This is a genomic window from Paenibacillus pasadenensis, from assembly GCF_002864175.1.
Lineage (GTDB): Bacteria > Bacillota > Bacilli > Paenibacillales > Paenibacillaceae > Paenibacillus_O > Paenibacillus_O pasadenensis.
Genome location: NZ_NFEZ01000004.1, coordinates 3322867 through 3348089, shown reverse-complemented (window position 1 = coordinate 3348089; position 25223 = coordinate 3322867). Strand labels below are relative to the sequence as shown.

The window sequence follows — 25223 nt, the reverse complement described above, 5'->3', positions numbered from 1 at the left end:
ACTCAGGGTTCAGCGGGATCAAGAAGCTTTTGTGGGTTCTGGAGAATGCGATCTAAGGGATCTGAACCCAGGGAGATCGGAACGAGCACCGGCCCCGGGAAGCGGAGCCGTTTCAATCCCGCTTTCCGGTCGAGAGTCCCATTTTGTGCTGTCCAAGCCTCCCGTCCTTCTGCTAAAATGCCCCTGTGAAGAAGGAGGATGACGATGAAGATCGAGATCATCGGAGCCGGAGCCGTCGGGCTGCTGCACGGGGCGAGGCTGGCGCTCGGCGGCGCGCAGGTGCGGATGCTGACGCGCGGCAAGGAACAGGCGGAGCTGCTGGCGCGGGAAGGCATCCGCCTCAGCCGAGGCGGGGAGGCGGTTGACGTCGCGGTCGAGGCGTCCACGCTGCAAGACGCGGCAACGGCAGAGGCCGAGGCGTCCGCGCTGCAAGACGCGGCAAAGGCTGAAGCAGGCCGGAACGAGCGCGAAGGGCGCTGGCATGTGCTGGCGGTCAAGCAGACGGCGCTCGGCCCGGATCTGCTGCGGCAGCTGGCGGCGCTGCTGCGGCCCGGAGACAGCCTGCTCTGCCTGCAGAACGGAATCGGGCATCTCGAGCAGCTGGCGCGGACGCTGCCGGGAATCCGCCTTTACGCCGGCGTGACGAGCGAGGGGGCGCTGCGCGTCGGCGCGCGCGAGGTTGTCCATGCCGGAGCGGGCGAGCTGCATTACGGCCCGGCGCCGGGAGCGGACGGAAGCGCCTCCGCGGACCCGCTGCTCGCCGGCTGGAGGCAAGCGCTGCAACGGGCAGGAATCGCCGCTTTTTTGTCGAATGACGTGGAAGACCGCATCTACCGGAAGCTTCTCCTGAACGCCGTCATCAACCCGCTCACCGCGCTGCTCGACGTTCCGAACGGCCGGCTGCCCGAGCATCCGCAGGGCATCCGCCTCATGAAGGCGCTGCATGAGGAGAGCCTCTCGATCCTCGTGAGCGCTGGCTTCGCCGCGACGGGCGAGGAGTGGGAGCGGCTGCTGGACGTATGCCGCAGGACGGCCGCCAATACGTCGTCGATGCTGGCCGACGTCCGGGCCGGCCGCCCGACGGAGATCGCCAGCATCAACGGGGAGCTGGCGCGCCTGGCGGCACGGCACGGCGTGCCGGCGCCGCTGAACGAGGCGGCCGCGGCGCTGGTGCATGCGCTCGAATGACGCTCCAGAGAGGTCAGGTGAAGCCTATGTTTCTTTGGGACCTGTTGAAGACGATCTACGCCGTGCTGGCCGCGGCGCCGTTCCTCCCGTTCGCGGCCGTCTATCTCGGCAGCCGCATGCTGACGGGCGACAAGGGCCGGTCGTTCCGGCTGGCGATGGATGTCACGACGCTGCTGCTCATCGGCTGCGTGGCGGTGCTGTTCAACCGCGTCTTCTCCAACTCTTTCGGCTTGTACGGCATCCTGCTCCTGATGCTGCTCGGAGGCGGCCTCATCGGCAATCTCCAGCATCGCAAGCGCGGCGAGATCGACGCGGCCAAGGCGTTCCGAGCCGTCTGGAGAGCGGGCTTTTTCGTCATGGGCTTCCTCTACGTGGTGCTGATGGCGACCGGCATCACGCAGCATCTGCTGAGGCTGTAGCCCGGCCGGCGCCAATCTGTTATACTTTCAGTTACGGTTTTGACGGTCGTACCGTCATTGTGTACAATCGTAGCGAAAGAATGGTAGGATCTCGGGGAGGCCGATTCGGGTCATGGACATCGTTCGAATGGAGCTGCCTTTCGGGCAGCCCCTTGCAGATGCATACATACAGCGCCGCGACCCTGCGCTGGAAGCGCTGTTCGGCCATCATCCGGCCGACGGCTCCTCCTGGCGCAGGCGGCTCGATTATTTGAACGGCTCGGCCGATCGGCGCGCCGGCAGCCGCGAGCTGGCCGGCGCGCTGCGCGCGTTCCAGCAGCCGCTCGGCATCTCGGAGGCGGCCGAGCGGAATTTGGAGCGGCTCGCGGACGGCGCTCCCGTCGTCGTCGGAGGCCAGCAGGCCGTCCTATGGACCGGGCCGCTCATGATCCTTTATAAGGCGGTGACGATCCTGCAGGCCGCCGATGCCGCATCCAAGCGGCTCGGGGTGCCGGTCGTGCCGGTATTCTGGATCGCGGGCGAGGACCATGACTGGGACGAGGCTTGCCTCGCCTGCCTGCCCTCGCCGGTGGACGCGCCGGAACTCCGGCGGCTCTCCATGCCGCGTCCGCCCGGCCCAGCGACGTCGGTCAGCCGCACCCGGCTCGGCGGCTCCGACCTAGAGGCGGCGCTGACCGAGCTGGAAGCGGGGCTCGCCGACACGCCGTTCAAGCCGGAGCTGCTGCGCTCGCTCCGCGCCCGGGCGGCCGGCTGCGCGACGCTGACCGAGCTGTTCGCGGCGTTGCTGACGGACTGGCTCGGAGAGTCCGGCTTGCTGCTTGCCGACGCCGACCATCCGGCGCTTCGCCGGCTGGAAGGGCCGATGTTCCGGCGGCTGGCGGAATCGTCCGGCGAGCTTGCCGCAGCGTACGCCGCCTCGACCCGCCGGGTCGAGGCGCTCGGCTACAAGGCGCAGGCCGAGGCGGCGGAGGACGCCGCCAACCTGTTCTTGTTCGCGGAGGAGCCGCGCGCCGGCGAGCGGCTGCTGCTGCAGCGCGCCGGCGGACGCTTCCGCGACCGCCGCGGCCTCGTGTCGCTGAGCGAGGCCGAGCTGCTGGAGCTGGCCGAGGCGCATCCGGAGCGGCTGAGCAACAACGTGCTTACCCGTCCGCTCATGCAGGATTATTTGTTCCCCGTCCTTTCCACCGTGCTCGGACCGGGCGAGATCGCCTACTGGGCGCAGACGGCCGAAGCGTTCGGACGGCTCGGCATGCAGATGCCGATCGTCACGCCGCGCCTGAGCTTCACGCTGCTGGAGCCGCATGCCGTCAAGACGATGGCGCGGCATTCGCTGCAGCTGGAGCAGGTGCTCGCCGGTCTCGGCGGCGTCAAGGCGGAGCTGCTCGACCGGCAGGGAGCGGCGGATATCCGCGGCGGCTTCGAGCAGGCGCTGCAGGCGATGCGCGAGGCGTATCGGCCCGCGCTGGCGCTGGCTGCCGGACAGGAGCGCGGCCTGGAGGAGCTCGGCCGGACGAATTGGGAGCGGATCGCGCGAGAAATCGGCTACATGCAGGCCAAAACGCTGCAGGCGCTCGAAAGCCGCGAGCGGACGGAGCTGGACCGGCTGGCCGGGCTCGAGCTGTCGGCCGTGCCGGAAGGCCGTCCGCAGGAGCGGGTGCTGGCGGCGGTCTATTTCATGAACCGCTATGGAAGAGGCTGGCTGGACCGGCTGCTGGCGGAGCCGTACGAGCCCTGCGCCAAGCACGGCGTCATGCGGCTCTGATCGAGGGAAACCAACTGAAGAAAAGAGGCAGATCAATGAGCGTGAAAGCGAAGGAAACGAGCATCGTGGCCGATAGGAGCCTCGCTGCGGAAGGCAAGCTGAAAATCGACTGGGTGCAGGCGCATATGCCGGTGCTGAACCAGATCCGCGAGCAGTTCGAGAAGGAGCAGCCGTTCAAGGGACTGAAGGTGTCGATCTGCCTTCATCTGGAGGCGAAGACGGCCTATCTGGCCAAGGTCGTACAGGCCGGCGGAGCGGAAGTGACGATCACCGGCAGCAACCCGCTGTCCACGCAGGACGACGTGTGCGCGGCTCTCGTCGAGGACGGCATCACGGTGTTCGCCAAGTACAACCCGGATCCGCAGGAGTTCAAGCAGCTCATGGTGCGCGCGCTGGAGAGCAAGCCGGACCTCATCATCGACGACGGCGGCGACTTCGCGACGATCCTGCATGCCGAGCGCCCGGATCTGATGGAGAATCTGCGCGGCGGCGCGGAGGAGACGACGACCGGCATCATCAAGCTCAAGGCGCTGCAAAAGGAAGGCGCGCTCAAATTCCCGATGGTCGCCGTCAACGACGCCTACTGCAAGCATCTGTTCGACAACCGCTACGGCACCGGACAGTCGGCCTGGGACGGCCTCATCCGCACGACGAACCTGATCGTGACCGGCAAGACGGTCGTCGTCGTCGGCTACGGCTGGTGCGGCAAAGGGGTCGCGATGCGGGCCAAAGGACTCGGCGCGAACGTCATCGTCACCGAGGTCGACGCGATCAAGGCCGTCGAAGCCCATATGGACGGCTTCCAGGTGATGCCGATGGCCGAGGCCGCCAAGCACGGCGACATGTTCATCACCGTGACCGGCAACAAGTACGTCATCAACGGCGAGCACTATCCGCAGATGAAAAACGGCGCGATCCTCGCCAATGCGGGCCATTTCGACGTCGAGTTCAGCAAGCCGGATCTGGCCGCGCTCACCAAGGAGATCCGCACGGTGCGCAAAAACATCGAGGAATACCGGCTGCATGACGGCCGCTCGATCTACGTGCTCGCCGAAGGCCGTCTCGTCAATCTCGCGGCCGGCGACGGCCATCCGGCCGAGATCATGGACATGACGTTCGCGCTCCAGGCGGTCGCGCTCAAGTATGTCAACGACAGCTACAAGGAGCTCGGCCCGGGCGTCGTCAGCGTCCCGTATGAGCTCGACGAGCGCGTGGCGCGCACGAAGCTGGAGGCGCTCGGCATCCACATCGACGCGCTCACCGAAGAGCAGAAGCAGTACCTGGACAGCTGGTCGTCGTAAGAGGAACCTGCCGAACGTGAAGCCAGACGGCTTAGCCGTCTGGCTTTTTCGCGCTTTTCCGACATTTGAATTTGCGATGCCGATAGACGACTCGCGGCCGCAGAAAGTTTTATCGGACCCGTGAAAAAAGGGACAAAAAGATTATGAAAAACGTCCTCATCTAGCAGGAAAAGGACGCGATACGCCGAATACCAATTCCCGAGTGGGAGAAAGTGGGGCAAAGTGGAGCGTTGGGGGAAGGGAGTGGGGCAAGCCTATGTTTCTGGGAGAGCATCAGCACAGCTTGGACGACAAAGGCCGCCTTACGATTCCTGCCAAGTTCCGCGAGCATCTCGGCCCGGCTTTCATCGCGACCCGCGGCTTGGACAACTGCCTGTTTGTGTATCCGATGGAAGAGTGGAAGCAGCTTGAGCAGAAAATTCGCCAGCTCCCCCTCATGAAGGCGGACGCGCGAGCGTTCAGCCGTTTTTTCTTTTCGGGAGCGGTCGAATTGGAGCTCGACAAACAGGGAAGGGTAAATTTGCCCAATCACTTGACGGAGTATGCGAAGCTGGAAAAGGATTGCATGGTGCTCGGCGTGTCGAGCCGGGTCGAAATCTGGAGCAAGCCGCTGTGGGAAGGCTACTACGAGCAGTCGGAGGAAACTTTCAACGAGATCGCGGAGAAGCTGGTGGATTTCGACATTCAATTCTGATTCACATCATTCAATTTGGATTAAGGATCGAACAGTCACCAAGGTCAGTCACCAAGGGATCAGGAGGAACAGACATTGTTTCATCACATTACGGTATTGAGAGAAGAAGCCGTGGACGGCTTGGCGATCAAGCCGGACGGCATCTATGTCGACTGCACGCTCGGCGGAGCCGGGCACAGCGAGCTGATCGCCTCGAGGCTCGGCCCGGGCGGCCGGCTGATCGCGTTCGACCAGGACGATTGGGCGCATGAAAATGCCCGCGTCCGGCTCGCTCCCTATCTCGATCGCGTGACGCTCGTGCGCAGCAACTTCCGCTACCTGCAGGAGCAGCTGATGCTGCTGCCCGAGGTGCCCAAGAAGAACGGCGTTCCGCAGGTCGACGGCATCCTGTTCGATCTCGGCGTGTCCAGCCCGCAGCTGGACGAGGCCGAGAGAGGCTTCAGCTACAACCATGACGCTCCGCTCGACATGCGGATGGACCGGGAGTCGGAGCTGACCGCGCATGAAGTCGTCAACACCTGGGACGAGAAGGAGCTTGCCCGCATTCTGTTCGTGTACGGCGAGGAAAAGTTCTCCCGGCAGATCGCGCGCGCTATCGTGAAGAAGCGCGCCGAGGGCGACATCTCGACGACAGGAGAGCTGGCGGAGCTGGTCAAGTCCGGCATCCCCGCGGCGGCGAGGCGCACGGGCGGCCATCCGGCCAAGCGCAGCTTCCAGGCGCTGCGGATCGCGGTCAACGACGAGCTCGGAGCTGAGGAGGAAGCGCTGGAGCAGGCCGTCGCCTGCACGGCGCCGGGCGGCAGGATATCGGTCATCACGTTCCATTCGCTCGAGGACCGGATCTGCAAGCAGCTGTTCGCCGGGCATCTCGCCCGCTGCACATGCCCGCCTGATTTTCCCCAATGCGTCTGCGGCAACAAAGGCGTGCTGAAGCTCGTGACGCGCAAGCCGGTGCTACCGTCGGAGGAGGAGCTGGAGGCGAATCCCCGCTCCCGCTCGGCGAAGCTGAGGGTGGCGGAGAAGCTTGACGCCTGAGGCTGCCCCAAGCAAGAAATCTCGAACCTGGAACCGACCCAATAAAAATTCGATGCCCGATCATCATGCCGGCAGATCAGATGAAACCGCAGGAGGGGAGCCCGCTTTGGCTTACACGAATGGCAATTTGGCTTTGCAGCCCAAACGAAAACCGCAGCAGCAGCCGGTAAAGGAAACGAAACGAGTCGTCAAGGTCCGGAGGACGATCCCGCCGAGGGAAATGCTGCGCTACATGGCGTCTGTGCTGGCGGTCGTCGGCGTGCTCGTGCTGATCCTGTTCCGCTACGCGCAGGATTACCGGATGGAGCTCCAGATCAAGGAGCTGAACTCCAGCTACAAGCAAGCGGCCGTCGAAGTCAAAGTGCTGCAGGGCGAAGTGGCCAAGCTGTCCGATCCCGCCGTCATCGCCAAAAAAGCGAAAGAGCTCGGCATGACTCCGGCCGGAGCGGACAAGGCGGACGAAGGCCAAGAAACAGGGCGGTAAGCGATGAAGGCGAACCATGCTTTTCAAACCGTAAAGCGGATCAAAATGCGTACCGTCGTTGTCGGAGGGCTTATTACCCTCCTTTTTCTTATTCTGCTGAGCCGGTTGTTCTGGGTCCAGGTCGTGAAAGCGGACTTCTGGCTGGACGAGGCGAAAAAGATCTGGACGGCCCAGGACACGATTCCGGCCGAGCGGGGCACGATCAGCGACCGCAACGGCACGCTGCTGGCGATGAACATCCCGGCCTATTCCGTCGTCGTCGATCCGAAGATGCTGGACAAGGTCGGACTGGCCGAGGAAGCGGCTCAAGGGCTGGCCAAGGTGCTCGGCAAGCCGGAGGCGGAGGTGCTGCAGCAAGCGACCTACCGCAATGACAAGGGCGAGCTCGTGCAGTACCGCATGCTCCGTCCGCAGGGCTATCAGATCGACAAGGCGAAGGCCGACGAGGTGCTGGCGCTGCGCAAGGCGCTCGCCGAGAGCTACAAGAAGCGCACGGGCAAGACGCTGCGCGAGGGCTCGGTCGGCATCGTGCTCGAGGAAAGCTCGAAGCGCTACTATCCGAACAATTTTCTCGCGGCGCATGTGCTCGGCTATATGAACAAGGAAGGCCAGCCGGTAACCGGCCTCGAGGCGGGCTTCAACGACCTGCTCAAGGGCCAGGACGGCAAGATCGTCTACGAGAAGGACGGCAACCGCGTCCAGGTGGCGAGCGGCAGGGCCGAGGTGCAGCCGGCGGTGAACGGCGGCAAGCTGAAGCTGACGCTCGATGCCGAGATCCAGAACTTCCTGCAGGACGCGATCCAGAAAGTGTACGACGAGTACAAGCCGGAGAGCGTCACGGCGATCGCCGCCGATCCGAACACGATGGAGATCCTCGGCATGGGCAGCCTGCCTTCCTACGATCCGAACGACTACTCCAAGTACAAGGTCGGCAATTTCTACAACCATGCGGTCAGCTCGCTGTACGAGCCGGGCTCGACGTTCAAGATCGTGACGCTGGCGAGCGCGGTGCAGGAAGGCGTGTTCAACCCGAACGCCACCTATAAGTCCGGCTCGATCAAAGTGCCGGGCAACACGGTGCGCGACATCCGCCGCGGCGGATGGGGCGAGATCAGCTATCTGGAAGGGCTCAAGCGCTCCTCCAACGTCGCCTTCGTCAAGCTCGGCTACGAGATGCTCGGCAAGGAGAAGCTCGTCGACTACATCGAGAACTTCGGCTTCGGCAAGCGCACCGGCGTCGAGCTCGGCAACGAGTCCAGGGGCGTGCTCAACATCATCTATCCGTCCGACGTCGCCCGCGCGACATTCGGCCAGGGACCGGTGGCGGTGACGCCGATCCAGCAGGTCACGGCCGTCGCGGCCGTCGCCAACGGCGGCAAGCTGATGAAGCCGCATATCGTCAAGTCGGTCGAGGATCCCAAGACCGGCAAGGTGACGGAGACGAAGCCGGAGGTCGTGCGGCAGGTCATCAGCGCCGAGACGTCGCGCAAGGTCGGCGAGTACCTCGAGCAGGTCGTCTCCGACAAGGAGATCGGCAGCGGCAAAAACGCCGCGATCGCCGGCTACCGCATCGCCGGCAAGACCGGCACCGCGCAAAAGGTCGTCGGCAAAGGCTACTCGTCGGATAAATACGTCGTCTCCTTCATCGGCTACGCGCCGGTCGAAAATCCGCGCATCGTCGTCTACGTGCTCGTCGACTCGCCGAACAACCCGATGGTCGGCGGCGGCACCGTCGCGGCGCCGGTGTTCAAGGAAATCGTCGGCAACAGCCTGCGCTACATGGGCGTCAAGCCGTCGGTCGAGACGACGGCCTCCTCCGGGCAGGCGGCGCTGACCGTGCCCGACCTGAAAGGGCTCGGAGCGGCCGAGGCGCAGGCGGAGCTGAAGAAGCGCGGCCTCGAGTCGAAGCTGGTCGGCAAAGGTGCGAAGGTGCTGCAGCAGATGCCGCCGGCCGGAGCGGTGCTGGCGGAAAAGCAGCGCGTCTACCTGCTCACCGAGAAGGAGAGCGAGCTGGCGCTGCCGTCGCTCGCCGGACTGTCGCTGCGGGACGCGCTGCAGCTCTGCTCCTCGGCCGGCAAGCGCTGCGTCACCGAGGGCGAAGGCTATGTCGTCGCTCAGAGCGATGCGCGCCTGAACGGCGAGCCGGTCGTCAAGCTGACGCTGAAGCCTCCGGGCGAGGCGGCGGCCGAGTCCGCCGACGGAAGCGCCGCAGACGCGGCAGCGGACGGCGAGAAGAAGCCGAAGGAAGGCTCCTCGGATACGGAAACAGCCGGCAGCGGGCCGGACCGGTCGCCAGGAGGCTGAGCGGCCGCGGCTCTGCGGCTCGCGAGGTCGGGCCGGGGCCCGGCCTCCGGGCTTGTTCTACAACCTCTCTTCATCGAATAGGGTAACGTGTACGGACAGACTCTGGCTGTCCTCCCAAGTTCGAACGGAGAGGGGAACGAGCGGATGAAGGTGTCCCACGTCACCTTGCGCCGGCGCCTGTTCCTGGCGCTGGTCATCGTCATCATCGGATTCGGCGCGCTCATCGCGCGCCTTGCCTATGTCCAGCTGGCGCGCGGAGGCGAGCTGTCGGCCAAGGCGGAGGACAACTGGCGCCGCGAGGTCGACTTCGCGCCGCGCCGCGGCGATATCCTCGACCGCAGCGGCGAGCAGCTCGCCTACAACGTCAGCTCGCCTACGATCGTGGCCATCCCGGTCCAGATCAAGGACAAGGAGGGCACCGCCCGCAAGCTGGCCCCCGTGCTCGGCATCGACGAGCAGAAGCTGCTCGGCTTGCTCAAGAAGCGGGCGAGCAGCGTGTTCATCAAGCCCGAGGGACGCAAGATCACGCTGGAGAAGGCGATGGAGGTGCGCAAGCTGGAGCTGCCGGGCATCGTCGTGGCGGAGGACAACAAGCGCTACTATCCGTTCGGCGAGCTGGCCGCCAGCGTGCTCGGCATCACCGGCATCGACGGCGGCCTGACCGGCGTCGAGAAGAAATACGATTCCTACCTCAAGGGAGTAAAGGGAAGCGTCTCCTACCTGTCGGACGCGAGCGGCCATCTCATGCCCGGCTCGACCGACAAGCTCGACGAGCCCCAGGACGGGCTGAACCTGCAGCTGACGATCGACCGGCAGATCCAGAGCATCATGGAGCGCGAGCTTGACCAGGCGATGGCCAAGTACAAGCCGAACAGCGCGATTGCGATCGCCATGGATCCGAACAACGGCGAGGTGCTCGGCATGGCCAGCCGTCCGACGTTCGAGCCGGGCAACTACAACGCCTATCCGGCGGAGGTGTACAACCGCATCCTGCCGATCTGGATGACGTACGAGCCGGGCTCGACGTTCAAGATCATCACCTTGTCGGCGGCGCTGGAGGAAGGCAAGGTCAACCTGAAGAACGAGCATTTCTACGACCCCGGAGCGGTCGAGATCGGCGGCGCGAGGCTGCGCTGCTGGAAAAAGGGCGGCCACGGCAGCCAGACGTTCCTCGAGGTCGTGCAGAACTCCTGCAACCCCGGCTTCGTCGCGCTCGGCAACCGGCTTGGCAAAGAGACGCTATTCAAGTATATTAAGGACTTCGGCTTCGGGAAGAAGACCGGCATCGACATCGGCGGCGAGGAGAACGGCATCCTGTTCAAGCCCAGTCAGGTCGGACCGGTGGAGCTGGCGACGACCGCGTTCGGGCAGGGCGTATCGGTGACGCCGATCCAGCAGATCGCGGCGGTGTCCGCGGCGGTCAACGGCGGCACGCTCTACAAGCCTCATCTGGCCAAGGCGTGGATCAAGCCCGAGACGGGCGAGGTGGTCGAGCGGATCGAGCCGGAGGCGGTGCGCAAGGTCATTTCCGAAAAGACCAGCGCGCAAGTGCGCGAGGCGCTCGAGAGCGTCGTCGCGCTCGGCACCGGCGGCAACGCCTTCCTCGACGGCTACCGCGTCGGCGGCAAGACGGGCACCGCGCAGAAGGTCATCAATGGCCGTTATTCGGCCAACGAGCACATCGTCTCGTTCATCGGCATCGCGCCGGCCGACAATCCGCGCATCGTCGTCTACGTCGCCGTCGACAATCCGCAGGGCATCCAGTTCGGCGGCGTCGTCGCCGCGCCGATCGTCAAGGGCATCCTCGAGGACTCGCTGCAGTACATGGGCGTGCCCAAGAGCGCCGATCAGATCGGCAAGAAGTACAAATACGGCGAGACGGCGACGGTCACCGTCCCGAATCTCGTCGGCAAGACCGTTTCGGACATCTACGAGGATATGAACATGAACTTCAATCTCGTCTCCGCCGGCAGCGGCAGCACCGTCATCCGGCAGGCGCCGGAGGCCGGGGCCCGCGTGGACAAAGGCTCGACGATCCGCATCTATCTCGGCAGCGACGCGGATCTGCCGCAGCCGACCGGGGACGGGCATAGCCATTGACGCATGACAGAGAGGAGAGAGAACGATGCGCTTGGAGCAACTGGCATCGCAGCTTAAGACCGCCCGCCTCGCAGGAGACGGAGCGACGGAGATCACAGGGGTGGAAAGGGACTCCCGGGCCGTAAAGCCCGGGGATCTGTTCCTCTGCCTGCCCGGACATACGGTGGACGGGCATGACTTCGCGCCGCAAGCGGTGTCGGCCGGAGCGGCGGCGCTCGTCGTCGAGCGCCCGCTGCCGCTGGCCGTGCCGCAGCTGATCGTGCGCAGCAGCCGCCACGCGATGGCGGTGCTGGCGGACGCTTTTTACGGCCATCCGAGCCGGGACCTGCGCGTCATCGGCGTGACCGGCACGAACGGCAAGACGACGACGACGTACCTGATCGAGCGCATCCTCGCCGACGCCGGCCGCGCGCCGGGCGTCATCGGCACGATCGAGATGCGCTACGGCGGACGCTCGTTCCCGATGAGCGGCACGACGCCGGAGGCGCTCGACCTGCACCGGGACCTCGCCGCGATGCGCGAGGCCGGCACGACGCATGTGGCGATGGAGGTTTCCTCCCATGCGCTGGAGCAGGGCCGCGTAAAGGGCGTCGAGTACCGCACGGCGGTGTTCACCAACCTGACGCAGGACCATCTGGACTATCACGGCACGATGGACGTGTACCGCGAGGCGAAAGGGCTGCTGTTCGCCCGCCTCGGCAACGGCTACGGCGACGGCGAGACGCGTTATGCCGTGCTCAATGCCGACGATCCGGCGGCGGAGCGGTTCCGCCAGCTGACCGCGGCGGAGGTCGTCACCTACGGCGTCGACGCCGAGGCGGACGTGCGCGCTTCGAACATCCGCATCGACGCAGGCGGCACCTCCTTCCATGTGAGCAGCTTCGCCGGCGAGGCCGATATCACGCTGCGGATGGTCGGCAAGTTCAACGTCTACAACGCGCTGGCGGCGCTGTGCGCCGGGCTGCTCGAGGGCGTCACGCTGGCGCAGGCCAAGGCAAGCCTCGAAGGCGTGCCGGGCGTGCCGGGCCGGGTCGAATCCGTCGACGCGGGCCAGGACTTCGCCGTCATCGTCGACTACGCCCATACGCCGGACGGACTGGAGAACGTGCTGCGGGCGGTCAAGGAATTCGCCGCGAAGCGGATCATCACCGTGTTCGGCTGCGGCGGCGACCGCGACCGCACGAAGCGGCCGATCATGGGCGAGATCGCCTCGCGCTACTCGGACTATACGATCGTCACCTCCGACAATCCGCGCACCGAGAATCCGGAGACGATCCTGCTCGACATCGAGGTCGGACTGCAGAAGGCGGATGTTCCCCAGGACCGCTACGAGCTGCTCGTCGACCGCCGCGAGGCCATTGAAAAAGCGGTTGAAATGGCAAGCCCGGGGGATGTAGTATTGATTGCGGGGAAGGGCCATGAGACCTATCAGATCATCGGAAAGACGTCGCATGACTTCGATGATCGGCTGGCCGCCCAAGACGCGATAAGGGGAATACGCAATTGATCAGACGCAAGCTCAGCACGATCGCTGAAATGAGCTCGGGCCGCCTGGGGCCCGGTTACATAGACGTTCCGGAGGGCGCGGAGCCCTCCAGCCTGGAGCTGCCCGCGGGCGGCTGGACCGACCTGCTCGTCCAGGGCGTGACGACGGATTCCCGCCGCATCGGCGAGGGCCAGCTGTTCGTGCCGCTGACGGGCGATTCGTTCGACGGCCACGATTACGTGGAGGCGGCGTTCCGCCAAGGAGCGGCCGCCGCGCTTTGGAGCCTCGACCGCGAGCTGCCGGCGTCGCTGGCCGGCAAGCCGCTCGTGCTCGTCGAGGATCCGCTGGAGGCGCTGCAAAACCTCGCCGCCGCCTACCGCGCCGAGCTGCGCACGCTCATCGTCGGCATCACCGGCAGCAACGGCAAGACGACGACGAAGGACATGACGGCGGCCGCGCTCGGCTCCGTCATGCGCGTGCACAAGACCGCCGGCAACCTCAACAACCACATCGGGCTGCCGCTGACCGTGCTGGAGCTGCCGGAGGACGCGGAGGCGGCCGTGCTCGAGATGGGCATGAGCGGCCTGCGCGAGATCGCGCTGCTCACGAATATCGCCCGTCCGGACATCGCCATCATCACGAACATCGGCGACGCCCATCTGCTCCAGCTCGGCTCGCGCGAGATGATCGCCCGCGCCAAGCTGGAGATCGTCGAGGGGCTGCGTCCGGGCGGACTGCTGCTCGTCAGCGCCGACGAGCCGCTCATCGCCGCCGAGCTGGGGCGGACGACGCTGCCGCGCGGCGCGCAGGTGCGCACGTTCGGCGCCTCGCCGCGCAGCGACTGGCGAGCGGCCGGCATCGAGGTCGGCGCGCAGTCCTGCGCCTTCACGGTCAAGGCCGGTCCGGCCGCCGGCTTCCGGCTGGCCGCGGCGCCCGGTCCGCGCCCTGCTGCGGACGAGACCGCTGCGCCTGCGGAAGAGGCTTGCGAAAGCTGCTTCCCGCAGGTGCGCATCGAAATTCCCGTGCCGGGCGTGCATAACGTGCACAACGCGCTGGCGGCGATCGCCGCGGCGACCGCCGTCGGCGTGCCGGCGGAGGCCGTCGCCTCCGGGCTGCGCGCGATGCAGCTGACCGGCATGCGCATCCAGCCGGTCGCGGCGGCATGCGGCGCGATGATCCTCAACGACGCCTACAATGCCAATCCGACCGCGGTGCGCGCCGCCGTCGACCTCGTCGCCGGCCTGACCGGCTATCGCCGCAAGTGGATCGTGCTGTCGGACATGCGCGAGCTCGGCGAGACGGAGCAGGAGCTGCATCGCGAGACCGGCGCCTACATTACGCCGGACAAGGCGGACGCCGTCCTGACGTGGGGAGAGCTGTCGGCCTACACGTCGGCCGGGGCCGCGGAGGCTTTCGGCGAGCGGGCCGCGGAGGCGGTGCGCCATTTCGACTCCCAGGAGTCTCTCATTCTAGCGATACGCGAGGAGCTCGATCCGCGGGATCTGGTGCTGGTCAAGGGCTCCCGCACGATGCATATGGAAAGGGTCGTCGAAGCGCTTCAGCGCTGAGGCGGCAGGGTGGAAGGCATGGACATGCTCGCGATACTCATGACAATCGGCGTCTCGTTCCTGCTCGCGGTCATTCTCGGACCGCTGTGCATCCCGCTGCTCCGGCGGCTCAAATTCGGGCAGCAGGTGCGCACGGACGGACCGCAGAGCCATCTCAAAAAATCCGGCACTCCGACGATGGGCGGCATCATCATCCTGCTGGCGGTCACTGTCGCGTTCCTCCGCTTCTCGGAGAAGACGACGGAGTTCTGGGTGCTGCTCGTCGGCGCGCTCGGCTTCGGGCTCGTCGGCTTCCTCGACGACTACATCAAGATCGCCCTCAAGCGCTCGCTCGGCCTGACGGCCAAGCAGAAGCTGTTCGGGCAGCTGCTGTTCAGCCTCATCGTCTGCGTCTTGCTCTACCAGATGGGACACAGCACGGCGGTGTCCGTCCCGGGCACGAGCTTCAGCCTGGACTTCGGCTGGTTCTACTATCCGTTCGTCATCATCATCTTTTTCGGCACGACCAACGCGGTCAACTTCACCGACGGCGTGGACGGCCTGCTGTCCGGCACGAGCGCGATCGCCGCGGGGGCGTTCACGATCATCGCCATGCAGGCGACCGAGCATGAGAGCGCGGTGTTCACGGCGGCGCTTGTCGGCGCGGTGCTCGGCTTCCTGATCTTCAACGCGCACCCGGCCAAGGTGTTCATGGGGGATTCCGGCTCGCTCGGCATCGGCGGCGGACTGGCCGCGGCGGCGATCCTCACCAAGACGGAAATTCTGCTCGTCCTGATCGGCGGCGTGTTCGTCGTCGAGATGATCTCCGTCATCCTGCAGGTCGGCTCGTTCAAGCTGCGCGGCAAGCGCATCTTCAAGATGAGTCCGATCCACCACCATTTCGAGCTGTCCGGCTGGTCGGAATGGAAGGTCGTCACGGTGTTCTGGGCGGTCGGCCTCGCGCTGGCGACCGCCGGCCTCGCGCTGTACCGGATCGGCGGAGGCTGATCGGCATATTCCACGCAAACGGCAGCCGTCCGAAGGGACGGCAAGCCGTTTTGCTGCATAAGGAGAGGATTTGGATGGATCATCCATCTGCATACCGCGATCGCAAGGTCGTCGTGCTTGGCCTGGCGCGCAGCGGCGTCGCCGTCGCCAAGCTGTTCCACCGGCTCGGAGCGGACGTCGTCGTGAACGACCGCAAGCCGCGGGAGGACAGTCCGGAGGCGGGAGAGCTCGAGGCGCTCGGCATCCCGGTCGTCTGCGGCAGCCATCCCCAGGAATTGGTTGGTTCAACAACGGCGCTGCTGGTGAAGAATCCGGGGATTCCGTATAGCGCGCCTCCGGTGGCGGCGGCGCTGGAGCTCGGCGTCGAGGTCGTCACCGAGGTCGAGGTCGCCGGGCATCTGTCGGCGGCGCCGATCATCGGCATCACCGGCTCCAACGGCAAGACGACGACGACGACCTGGATCGGCGAGATGCTGAAGGCGGCAGGGCGCAAGCCGGTCGTCGCCGGCAATATCGGCCGCCCGCTCTGCGAGGCGGCGCAGGAGGTATCCGCGGACGACGTGCTCGTCGCCGAGCTGAGCAGCTTCCAGCTCAAGGGCACGACCTCGTTCCGCCCGCGCGTCGCGCTGCTGCTCAATCTGGCCGAGACGCATCTGGACTACCACGGCTCGATGGACGACTACGCCGCCTCCAAGGCGAAGCTGTTCGCCCATCAGACGGAGGAGGACGTCGCGGTGCTGAACGCCGACGATCCGTTCTGCGCCGAGCTCGCTCCGCGCCTGCGCGCGCGGCTGCTGCCGTTCTCGCTGAAGCAGCGGCTGGAGCGGGGCGTCTGCGTCGAGCCGCCGTTCCCGGCTGACGGTCAGGCGGACGAGGCCGCGGCCGAGCCGCAGCGCATGATCGTCTACCGCGACGGCAGCGGGAGAGAGCTGCCGCTGCTGCCGGCAGCGGAAGTCATCCTCCCGGGCCGCCACAACCTGGCCAACGCGCTGGCCGCTGCGGCCGCCTGCATCGCCATCGGCGCCGAGCCGCAGGCGCTGGCGGAGCCGCTGCGCCGCTTCGGCGGCGTCGAGCACCGGCTGGAATTCGTGCGCGAGGCGGACGGCGTCCGCTATTACAACGACTCCAAGGCGACGAACCCGACGGCGACGACGACGGCGGTCGGGTCGCTCGACCGGCCGATCGTGCTGATCGCCGGCGGGCTCGACCGCGGCTCCGACTACATGGAGCTGCTGCCGCTGTTCCGCTCGCGGCTCAAGGGGCTCGTCGTGCTCGGCCAGACGAGAGGCAAGCTGGCCCGCGTCGCGGAGCTGGCGGGTATGCCGGACTCGCGCGTGGCCGATGCTGGGGAGGATGCCGAATCCTCGATCGCCCAGGCGGTGCGGCTCGCCGCCTCGCTGGCGGAGCCGGGCGACGCCGTGCTGCTGTCGCCGGCCTGCGCGAGCTGGGATATGTTCCCTTCGTACGAGGTGCGCGGGGACATGTTTAAGGATTCGGCGCATACCTTGTAAGTAGGGGGCTCGTCCCTACTTTCCCATGCCAGAGGTGTTGCGTCATGCCCAAAGCCCGGTCCGCTCCGGACGCATGGCTGATCGGTTCCATCGCCCTTATCCTCGCCATCGGTCTGATCATGGTCTACAGCGCGAGCGCGGTGCGGGCGTTCCAGGACTTCGGCGACAAGTTCTACTATGTGAAGCGCCAGTCGCTGTTCGCCGCGCTCGGCATCGGCGCGATGGTGTTCACGGCCAATACGGACTACCATGTATGGAAGAAATACGCCAAGCCGCTGCTGCTGGTCTGCTTCGCGCTGCTCGTGCTCGTGCTCGTGCCCGGCATCGGCGCGGTGCGCGGCGGCGCGCGCAGCTGGCTCGGCATCAGCTCGTTCGGCATCCAGCCGTCCGAGTTCATGAAGCTCGGCATGATCCTGTTCCTCGCCAAGATGCTCTCGGACAACCAGCAGCGGGTGACGCTGTTCGCCCGCGGGCTGCTGCCGCCGCTCGGCCTGATGGCCGCGGCGTTCGGCCTCATCATGCTGCAGCCCGACCTCGGGACGGGCTCCGTCATGATGGGCGCCTCGCTGCTCGTGCTGTTCGTCGCCGGAGCGAGGATGAAGCATCTCGGAGGCTTGGCCGCCGTCGGGGCGATCGGCCTCGTCGGCCTCATCCTGGCGGCTCCGTACCGGCTCGCGCGGATCACCTCGTTCATGGACCCGTGGTCCGATCCGCTCGGCGCGGGCTACCAGATCATCCAGTCGCTGTACGCGATCGCGCCCGGCGGACTGGTCGGGCTCGGCCTCGGCATGAGCCGGCAAAAGTACAGCTACCTGCCGGAGCCGCAGACCGACTTCATCTTTTCGATTCTGGCCGAGGAGCTCGGCTTCATCGGCGGCGCGCTGCTGATCCTGCTGTTCCTCATCCTGATCTGGAGAGGGATGCGCGCGGCGATCTACGCGCCGGACACGTTCGGCAGCCTGCTCGGCGCGGGCATCACCGGCATCGTCGCCGTCCAGGTGCTGATCAACATCGGCGTCGTCATCGGGCTCATGCCCGTGACGGGCATCACGCTCCCGCTCGTCAGCTACGGCGGCTCGTCGTTGACGCTGCTGCTCACCGCGCTCGGCATCCTGCTGAGCCTGTCCCGCTATTCAAGATAAGGCGGGCCGGGAATTCCCGGCCGCTGCGGGCGCGGCTGCGTGGCCTGGCGGCTTTCGGGCGGACTCCAATTCGAACACCGCGATCCGCTTCGGCCGAAGCGGATCGATGCGATAGGCAAGGCGGCGCGGCTGCGCCGCATGAATCAGGCCGCGCTCGAGCCCCGGCATGCCGAGGCTCGAGCGCGGCCTCATCGCCGGCGGGCTGCCAAGGCCCGCAGGCAAGCAGCAAGGGATTCGCGGCGCCGGGCGGCTGTCACCACGGCGTCCGGCTGGGCATAGGATACTGCATAATCGTGTCCGTCAGCTTGAGGGCGGCCGGTTACCTTTTCCGCAAGGGAGAGTGGCATTCGTCGGAGCCGGAAAGCGGCTCCGGGCTGCAGCTTGAGGATGGCTTGCCGCGAGCCCCGACACATGAGGAGGAACGACCATGGAGGCATGGATGGCAGAGCTGGAGGATGCCGCGATCGGCGGCATCCAGAAGCATGTGCCGCTTGCCAGGCATACCACCTGGAAAATCGGAGGCCCGGCGGACGTCCTGCTGTCTCCGGCCGGCAAGCCGGAGATGATCCGGGCGATGGCGATCCTGAACCGCCGCGGCGTGCCGTGGACGATCATCGGCAAAGGCTCCAACATGCTGGTGAGCGACAAAGGCATCCGGGGCGTCGTCATCAAGGCGGGAGAAGCGCTGGACTACGCGGAATTCGACGGCACGCTCGTGCGCGCCGGCGCCGCGTATTCGATCATCAAGCTGACAGTGATGGCCGGCAAGCAGGGACTGACCGGACTGGAGTTCGCCGGGGGAATTCCGGGCACGGTCGGAGGCGCCGTCTATATGAATGCGGGTGCCCACGGGTCTGACATGTCGCATATATTCAACTCCGCCGAAATCGTGCTGGAGACAGGGGAATTGGCCGTATGGGGGCCGGAGGAGATGGCGTTCCGCTATCGCCACTCGCGCCTGCAGGATCCGGGCAGCCGGGGCGTCGTGCTGGAAGCGACGCTGCAGCTCGCGCATGGCGACCGCAAGGAGATCGCCGCGGCGCTGGCGACGCACAAGGAGCGCCGCCGGCGCACCCAGCCGCTGCAGCAGCCTAGCTGCGGCAGCGTGTTCCGCAACCCGCCGGGCCATCATGCCGCCAAGCTGATCGAGGAGAGCGGCCTCAAGGGCTTCTCGATCGGCGGCGCGCAAGTATCGCCCATGCACGCCAATTTCATTGTCAACACCGGGCAGGCGACGGCAGAAGACGTCCTCACCCTGATCGCCCATATCCGCAGCACGGTCAAGAACCGCACGGGAATTGAACTGATGCCCGAAGTATTGGTGGTGGGTGAGCGGTAACTTGGAGGTGTAGGTTTGGACAAATTGGTGATTGAAGGCGGGCAACCTCTCTCAGGAACCATTGCTATCCAAGGGGCGAAAAACGCGGCCCTGCCGATTTTGGCAGCCAGCGTGCTCGCCTGCGGCACAGTGACGATCGAATCCGTGCCGCAGCTGCTCGATATCGAAGTCATGCTGCAAATTCTGCGCGAGCTCGGCTGCCGCGCCGAGCATGAGGGAGAAACGGTCACGCTGAATACGGCGACCGCCTATCATGTCCATATTCCGGAGAAGCTGATGAGCCAGATGCGCTCCTCGATCTTCCTGATGGGGCCGCTGCTTGCCCGTTTCGGCGAGGTGCATATCTACCAGCCGGGCGGCTGCGCCATCGGCGAGCGCAAATTCGATCTCCATCTGGAAGGGCTTCGCGCGCTCGGCGCCGAATTTGAAGAGAATGGAGACCGGATCTCCTGCCGGGCCGACAAGCTGATCGGAGCGGACATCCATCTGAGCTTCCCGAGCGTAGGCGCGACGGAGAACATCATGATGGCGGCCGCGCTGGCCGAAGGCCGCACGACGATCGTCGGCGCGGCGCGCGAGCCGGAGATCCAGGACCTGCAGAGCTTCCTGAACGCGATGGGAGCCCGCATCATGGGCGCCGGAACGGACACGATCACGATCGACGGCGTCGAGTCGCTGAGCCCGTGCTCCTACCGCGTCATCCCGGACCGCATCGTCGCGGGCACGCTGCTCGTGGCCGCCGCGGCGACGAAGGGCAAGGTGACGCTGACGAACACGCGTCCGGCGCATCTGTCCTCGCTCGTGCATGTGCTGCGGCGCGCCGGCACGAACGTCGCCATCGACGGCGACGTCATGACCGTCAGCGCCTCGTCTCGTCCGAAGGCGGTGGAGCGCATCGTCACGTCGCCTTATCCCGCTTTTCCGACGGACCTGCAGTCGCCGGTCATGGTGCTGCTCGCGCTGGCCGACGGCGTCAGCATCATGAAGGAGACGATCTTCGAAGGCCGCTTCAAGCATGTCGGCGAGCTGAGCCGGATGGGGGCGGATATCCGCGTCGATCTCGGAGCGGCGATCATCCGGGGCGTGCCGCGCCTGTACGGGGCGACGGTGGAGGCGACGGACCTGCGGGCCGGAGCCGCGCTCGTCATCGCGGGGCTCGCCGCCCAAGGACGGACGATCGTCGAGCAGGTGCATCATATCGACCGCGGCTACGACAGCATCGAATCGATGCTGAGCCGTCTCGGAGCCCGCATCGCGCGCAGCGCGCCGGTGCCGGACAACGGGGCGGTGCCGGGCTGAACCGGCCGCGGCCGGAAGCACCGGCAGGCGATTCATCGACGGTCCATCCGCCGCTTTTGCGGGGATGGGCCGGCTTTACAGCTTGAGGAGGGACAAGCGTGGCCGAACTCATACCGCTTCTGAAGGAGCCGCCGCCGAAAAAACGGGGCAGCCGCAAGCTGATCCTGATCCTGGTGCTTCTTTTCCTTATTCTATTGTCCATTCTTTTCTTTAATTCCGCGATCAGCAAGGTTTCCGCCGTCACCGTCTCGGGCGAGCAGTTCACGCCGGAGGCCGTCATCAAGGAGGCGGCGAGCGTGCGCCCCGGGGATGCGTTTTTCGGCACGGTGGCCGGCACGGTGGAGAAGCGCGTCGACGCGCTCGGCTCGATCAAGCGGACGACGGTCGAGAAGAAGTTTCCCGGCGAGGTGCGGATCATCGTGGAGGAGTACCCGCCCGTCGCGTTCGAGATGGACGACGCGGGCAAGCTGAGCGCCATTCTCGCCAGCGGCAAGATTCTGGAGGCCGACGCCGGCAGCGCCGTCGTGGACAAGCCCGTGCTGTCCGGCTGGCGCAAGGACGATCCCGTCAAGAAGAAGCTGTGCGAGGCGCTCGCCGACATCCGCGCCGAGGACCTGGACCATCTGTCGGAGATCAGTCCGAGCCCGACCGAGTCTTATCCGGACCGCATCCGCATCTATACCCGCTCCGGCTTCGAGATCGTCACCGCCGTCTCGCTGCTGAAGGACAAGCTGCCGACGATCAACTCGGTCGTCGAGGAGCGCTCGCCGGGGCGCGCGACGCTGCTGCTCGCCGATACGTACATGCCGTTCGGATCGGCCGAGGAGAGCGCGGACGAAGGGAGCGCGGGCGGCTCCCGCTGACGCTCGCCGAGCAAGCCCGCCCTTTTATTTCGCTTCAAAGAATGGTAGAATTTAAGATAGGCTTTTTTTCAAGTTGGAGAAGGCGCCTTTCATGCAAAATGCCAGCGCTGGGATGAATTTCCTCGTGAAAAAAATGTAGAAAAAAGAGGGAAAATATCAGAAGCGTGGAATATGTACGACAGATATATTCACGACAGGCGATAGAAACTAGCGACCCGGAACGGAGGTGCCGCGCAATTGAGCAGCAACGACATCATCGTCAGTTTGGACATCGGTACATCCAAGGTTCGAGTTATTATTGGCGAAGTGGCCAACGGAGCCATTAATATAATTGGAGTTGGATCCGCCGACTCGGAAGGCATCCGCAAAGGAGCGATCGTCGACATCGACCAGACGGTCAAGTCGATCCGCAGCGCGGTCGAGCATGCCGAGCGCATGGTCGATATCGAGATTTCCGAGATCTACGTAGGCGTGCAGGGCAACCATATCGCCCTCCAGAGCAACCACGGCGTCGTCGCGGTGTCGAACGAGGACCGCGAGATCGGCGACGAGGACATCGAGCGCGTGCTGCAGGCGGCCAAGGTCGTCGCGCTGCCGCCGGAGCGCGAGATCATCAATCTCGTGCCCAAGCAGTTTCTCGTCGACGGGCTAGAAGGCATCTCCGACCCTCGCGGGATGATCGGCGTCCGCCTCGAGGTGGAAGCGACGATCGTGACCGGCGCCAAGACGGCCATACATAATTTGATCCGCTGCGTCGAGAAGGCCGGCCTCCACATCTCGGGCATCATCCTCATGTCCCTCGCCTCCGGCATGATGTCGCTGAGCAAGGACGAGAAGACGATGGGCACCGTGCTGGTGGACATCGGAGCGGGCTCGACGACGCTCGCGATCTTCGAGCAGGGCGGGCTCGTCGCGACGTCGACGCTGCCGGTCGGCGGCGAGTTCGTCACGAACGACATCTCGTACGGCCTGCGGACGCAGACCGACCAGGCGGAGAAGATCAAGCTCAAGTACGGCTGCGCGTCCGTGACCGACTCCGCGGAGGATCAGCGCTTCAAGATCACGCGCCTCGGCTCCAACGTCGAGAAGGAATTCTCCCAGGTGGATCTCGCCAACATCGTCGAGCCGCGGATGGCGGAGATCTTCTATCTGATCCGGCAGGAAGTGCGCCGCCTCGGATACGGCGCCAAGGTCCAAGGCTATGTGTTGACGGGCGGATCCGTCAACATGCCGGGCACCCTCACGGTCGCCCAGCAGGAGCTGGAGTCCACGGTGCGCATCGCCGTGCCGGACTTCATCGGCGTGCGGGATCCGGCATTCGGCAGCGGTGTCGGCATGATCCAGTACGTCAGCAAGCACATGACGATTCGCAACTCGGGAGCGGTCAAGAAGCAGGCAAGCCGCAAGACGGGAACCGCCGCCCCCGCTAAACCCGGCATGATTGAACGAATCAAGAATATGTTCAGTGAATTCATCTGATCGGGGGAAATAGAATGTTGGAATTCGATATTGACCTGGAACAACTGGCTCAGATCAAAGTCATCGGTGTCGGAGGCGGCGGCAGCAACGCGGTCAACCGGATGATCGACAACGGCGTCAAGGGAGTGGAGTTCATCACTGTGAACACCGACGCCCAGGCGCTCCATCTGGCGAAGTCGGAGCATAAGCTGCAGATCGGCGAGAAGCTGACGCGCGGCCTCGGCGCCGGCGCCAATCCGGAGGTCGGCAAAAAAGCCGCCGAGGAGTCCCGCGACCTCGTCGCCGGCACGCTCAAGGGCTCCGACATGGTGTTCGTCACGGCGGGCATGGGCGGCGGCACCGGCACGGGCGCGGCTCCCGTCATCGCCGAGATCGCCCGCGAATGCGGCGCGCTGACCGTCGGCGTCGTGACGCGTCCGTTCACGTTCGAAGGACGCAAGCGCTCCAACCAGGCCGAGCTCGGCATCGAGGCGCTCAAGGAAAAGGTCGACACGCTGATCATCATCCCGAACGACCGCCTGCTCGAGATCGTCGACAAAAAGACGCCGATGCTCGAGGCGTTCCGCGAGGCCGACAACGTGCTGCGGCAGGCGGTGCAGGGCATCTCCGATCTGATCGCGGAGCCGGCGCTCATCAACCTTGACTTCGCCGACGTGAAGACGATCATGACCGAGCGCGGCTCCGCGCTGATGGGCATCGGCATCGCGACCGGCGAGAACCGCGCCGCCGAAGCGGCGCGCAAGGCGATCCAGAGCCCGCTGCTCGAGACGTCGATCGACGGCGCTCGCGGCGTCATCATGAACATCACCGGCGGCAACAACCTGTCGCTGTACGAGGTCAACGAAGCGGCCGAGATCGTCATCGAGGCATCCGATCCCGAGGTGAACATGATTTTCGGCGCGAGCATCAACGAGGACCTCAAGGACGAGATCAAGGTGACGGTCATCGCCACCGGCTTCGAGCACAAGGCGGCGAGTCCCGCTCCGGTACGCCGTCCCGTCAGCCATGCTCCGGCTCCGGAGGCTGCCGAGCCTCGTCAGACGTCTGCCTCGCCGAAGCCGTTCAACAACGCTTCCAGCGACCAGCTGGAAATTCCGGCCTTCCTGCGCAACCGCCCTCGCGGCGACCGCTAGGGCCATTCGAACCAGGCCGAACAGCCGCCCCTTCCAACCGGAAGGGGCGGTTTTTTGTCGTCGCGGCATCCGCCCGATCCGACAAAACTAGAGCGGCTGAAGCGGCAGGATTAGACAGACATCGAGAGGGGGGCTGGACTATACTGGGTTCATTCGTTCTCCGGGTTCAAGCTACGCCGCGGACCAAGGAAGGTGAGCTTCGCTGGCCGTTTACGTCGACGTCCTTTTTTTGAGAGAGCTGCTCGTAGACGGCTCGATGCTGCTGCTGACCGCCTGGATCCGGGGAGTGAAGGCGAGGCCGGTCCGCGTGCTGGCCGCGGCGTCGATCGGCGCGGCCTATGTCGTGCTGATGCTGTTTCCGCCGCTGTCCTTCCTCTATACGATCGCGATCAAGGCCGGCATCTCGCTTGCGATGCTGTACGTCGCCTTCGGGTTCCGCGATACGCGGAGCTTTCTGCGCTTCATCGGCGCGTTCTACGCTGTCAACTTCGTCGCGGCCGGAGCCGTGCTCGGCGTCCACTACATGCTGATGTCCGGATCGGACGAGGTGTGGCGGACGATGCGCTTCCTGCAGGACGGCATGGCGGTCGAGCTGCAGACGAGCCTATGGTTCGTCGTCAGCGTCGCGGCGATCGGCCTGTATCTCATGCGCTCGGTCGTCGCCGGCAGGCGGCAGAAGGAGCTGGTGCTTTCCCATCTGGCCGAGGTGACCGTCCGCATCGGGGAGTCGGAGCATCGCTGCACCGGCCTCGTCGATACGGGCAACCAGCTGTATGATCCGTTGTCGAGAACGCCGGTCATGGTCATGGAGGCGTCGCTCTGGGAGGACGAGATCCCGCCCGGATGGATGAAGGGCATCCGGGACGGCCAGGTCGACCGGCTGGTGGCCGAGCTGGGCGAGGAAGAATTCAAATGGCAGGACCGGATCCGGCTCGTTCCTTATCGCGGCATCAACAAGGGCACCCAGTTCATGCTCGCGCTCAAGCCCGACGGAGTCGTCATCGAACGGGAAGGCAGCCGGAGCGAGTCGAGCAAGGTGCTGATCGGGCTGGACGGAGGCAGGCTGGTCGCGGACGGCTCGTACCGCGCCATCATACATCCCTCCCTGGTCGAGAGCCAGGCGGGCTGA

The 25223-nt window shown here is 65.5% G+C and carries 20 protein-coding genes; all 20 read left to right on the top strand.

Annotation, left to right across the window (positions count from 1 at the left end):
* Positions 1 to 204: 204 nt before the first annotated feature.
* The 20 genes from B8V81_RS24090 to spoIIGA all read left to right on the top strand — a co-directional run bounded on the left by B8V81_RS24090 (position 205) and on the right by spoIIGA (position 25223).
* Positions 205 to 1188: a ketopantoate reductase family protein gene (locus B8V81_RS24090; protein ID WP_180968519.1), complete on the top strand. Its 984-nt coding sequence runs from the start codon at positions 205 to 207 to the stop codon at positions 1186 to 1188.
* Positions 1189 to 1214: 26 nt separating this feature from the next.
* Entirely contained in the window at positions 1215 to 1607 is a 393-nt protein-coding gene (locus B8V81_RS24085) for a DUF3397 domain-containing protein (protein ID WP_028597026.1), read from the top strand.
* A 112-nt stretch (positions 1608 to 1719) separates the two neighbouring features.
* Positions 1720 to 3369 carry a bacillithiol biosynthesis cysteine-adding enzyme BshC gene (gene bshC / locus B8V81_RS24080; protein ID WP_101809358.1) on the top strand — a complete coding sequence of 550 codons (1650 nt, stop codon included), beginning with the start codon at positions 1720 to 1722 and terminating at the stop codon, positions 3367 to 3369.
* A 35-nt stretch (positions 3370 to 3404) separates the two neighbouring features.
* On the top strand, positions 3405 to 4670 hold the full coding sequence (locus B8V81_RS24075; RefSeq protein WP_028597024.1) for an adenosylhomocysteinase: 1266 nt from the start codon (positions 3405 to 3407) through the stop codon (positions 4668 to 4670).
* 256 nt (positions 4671 to 4926) lie between these two features.
* Positions 4927 to 5364: a division/cell wall cluster transcriptional repressor MraZ gene (mraZ, locus tag B8V81_RS24070; protein ID WP_028597023.1), complete on the top strand. Its 438-nt coding sequence runs from the start codon at positions 4927 to 4929 to the stop codon at positions 5362 to 5364.
* A gap of 75 nt (positions 5365 to 5439) precedes the next feature.
* Positions 5440 to 6399: a 16S rRNA (cytosine(1402)-N(4))-methyltransferase RsmH gene (gene rsmH, locus B8V81_RS24065; RefSeq protein WP_101809357.1), complete on the top strand. Its 960-nt coding sequence runs from the start codon at positions 5440 to 5442 to the stop codon at positions 6397 to 6399.
* Between the two features lie 106 nt (positions 6400 to 6505).
* Positions 6506 to 6883, top strand: a complete 378-nt coding sequence (locus tag B8V81_RS24060; RefSeq protein WP_164820119.1) for a septum formation initiator family protein — start codon at positions 6506 to 6508, stop codon at positions 6881 to 6883.
* A gap of 45 nt (positions 6884 to 6928) precedes the next feature.
* Entirely contained in the window at positions 6929 to 9187 is a 2259-nt protein-coding gene (locus B8V81_RS24055) for a penicillin-binding transpeptidase domain-containing protein (RefSeq protein ID WP_244912809.1), read from the top strand.
* 144 nt (positions 9188 to 9331) lie between these two features.
* Positions 9332 to 11287: a stage V sporulation protein D gene (locus B8V81_RS24050; RefSeq protein ID WP_028597020.1), complete on the top strand. Its 1956-nt coding sequence runs from the start codon at positions 9332 to 9334 to the stop codon at positions 11285 to 11287.
* Between the two features lie 25 nt (positions 11288 to 11312).
* Complete coding sequence (locus B8V81_RS24045; RefSeq protein ID WP_028597019.1) at positions 11313 to 12794, top strand: UDP-N-acetylmuramoyl-L-alanyl-D-glutamate--2,6-diaminopimelate ligase; 1482 nt, start codon at positions 11313 to 11315, stop codon at positions 12792 to 12794.
* Positions 12791 to 14341, top strand: coding sequence for a UDP-N-acetylmuramoyl-tripeptide--D-alanyl-D-alanine ligase (locus B8V81_RS24040; protein WP_101809355.1), 1551 nt, complete (start codon positions 12791 to 12793; stop codon positions 14339 to 14341). The genes B8V81_RS24045 and B8V81_RS24040 overlap by 4 nt, the downstream gene beginning before the upstream one ends.
* Before the next feature lie 18 nt (positions 14342 to 14359).
* Complete coding sequence (gene mraY, locus B8V81_RS24035) at positions 14360 to 15328, top strand: phospho-N-acetylmuramoyl-pentapeptide-transferase (RefSeq protein ID WP_028597018.1); 969 nt, start codon at positions 14360 to 14362, stop codon at positions 15326 to 15328.
* Between the two features lie 74 nt (positions 15329 to 15402).
* Positions 15403 to 16839 (top strand): UDP-N-acetylmuramoyl-L-alanine--D-glutamate ligase, encoded by a 1437-nt coding sequence (murD, locus tag B8V81_RS24030; RefSeq protein ID WP_101809354.1) that lies wholly within the window; start codon positions 15403 to 15405, stop codon positions 16837 to 16839.
* A 44-nt stretch (positions 16840 to 16883) separates the two neighbouring features.
* The gene (spoVE, locus tag B8V81_RS24025; RefSeq protein WP_101809353.1) at positions 16884 to 17981 is read left to right on the top strand and encodes a stage V sporulation protein E; all 1098 of its coding nucleotides are present in this window, start codon (positions 16884 to 16886) and stop codon (positions 17979 to 17981) included.
* Between the two features lie 427 nt (positions 17982 to 18408).
* Complete coding sequence (gene murB, locus B8V81_RS25435; protein WP_180968518.1) at positions 18409 to 19320, top strand: UDP-N-acetylmuramate dehydrogenase; 912 nt, start codon at positions 18409 to 18411, stop codon at positions 19318 to 19320.
* 15 nt (positions 19321 to 19335) lie between these two features.
* Positions 19336 to 20619 (top strand): UDP-N-acetylglucosamine 1-carboxyvinyltransferase, encoded by a 1284-nt coding sequence (murA, locus tag B8V81_RS25430; RefSeq protein WP_180968517.1) that lies wholly within the window; start codon positions 19336 to 19338, stop codon positions 20617 to 20619.
* A gap of 98 nt (positions 20620 to 20717) precedes the next feature.
* Positions 20718 to 21482, top strand: a complete 765-nt coding sequence (locus B8V81_RS24015; protein ID WP_028597013.1) for a cell division protein FtsQ/DivIB — start codon at positions 20718 to 20720, stop codon at positions 21480 to 21482.
* 237 nt (positions 21483 to 21719) lie between these two features.
* A complete protein-coding gene (gene ftsA / locus B8V81_RS24010; protein ID WP_028597012.1) occupies positions 21720 to 22961 on the top strand; it encodes a cell division protein FtsA in 1242 nt (413 codons plus the stop codon).
* A gap of 14 nt (positions 22962 to 22975) precedes the next feature.
* Complete coding sequence (ftsZ, locus tag B8V81_RS24005) at positions 22976 to 24094, top strand: cell division protein FtsZ (RefSeq protein ID WP_028597011.1); 1119 nt, start codon at positions 22976 to 22978, stop codon at positions 24092 to 24094.
* Positions 24095 to 24296: 202 nt separating this feature from the next.
* Positions 24297 to 25223, top strand: coding sequence for a sigma-E processing peptidase SpoIIGA (spoIIGA, locus tag B8V81_RS24000; protein WP_101809352.1), 927 nt, complete (start codon positions 24297 to 24299; stop codon positions 25221 to 25223).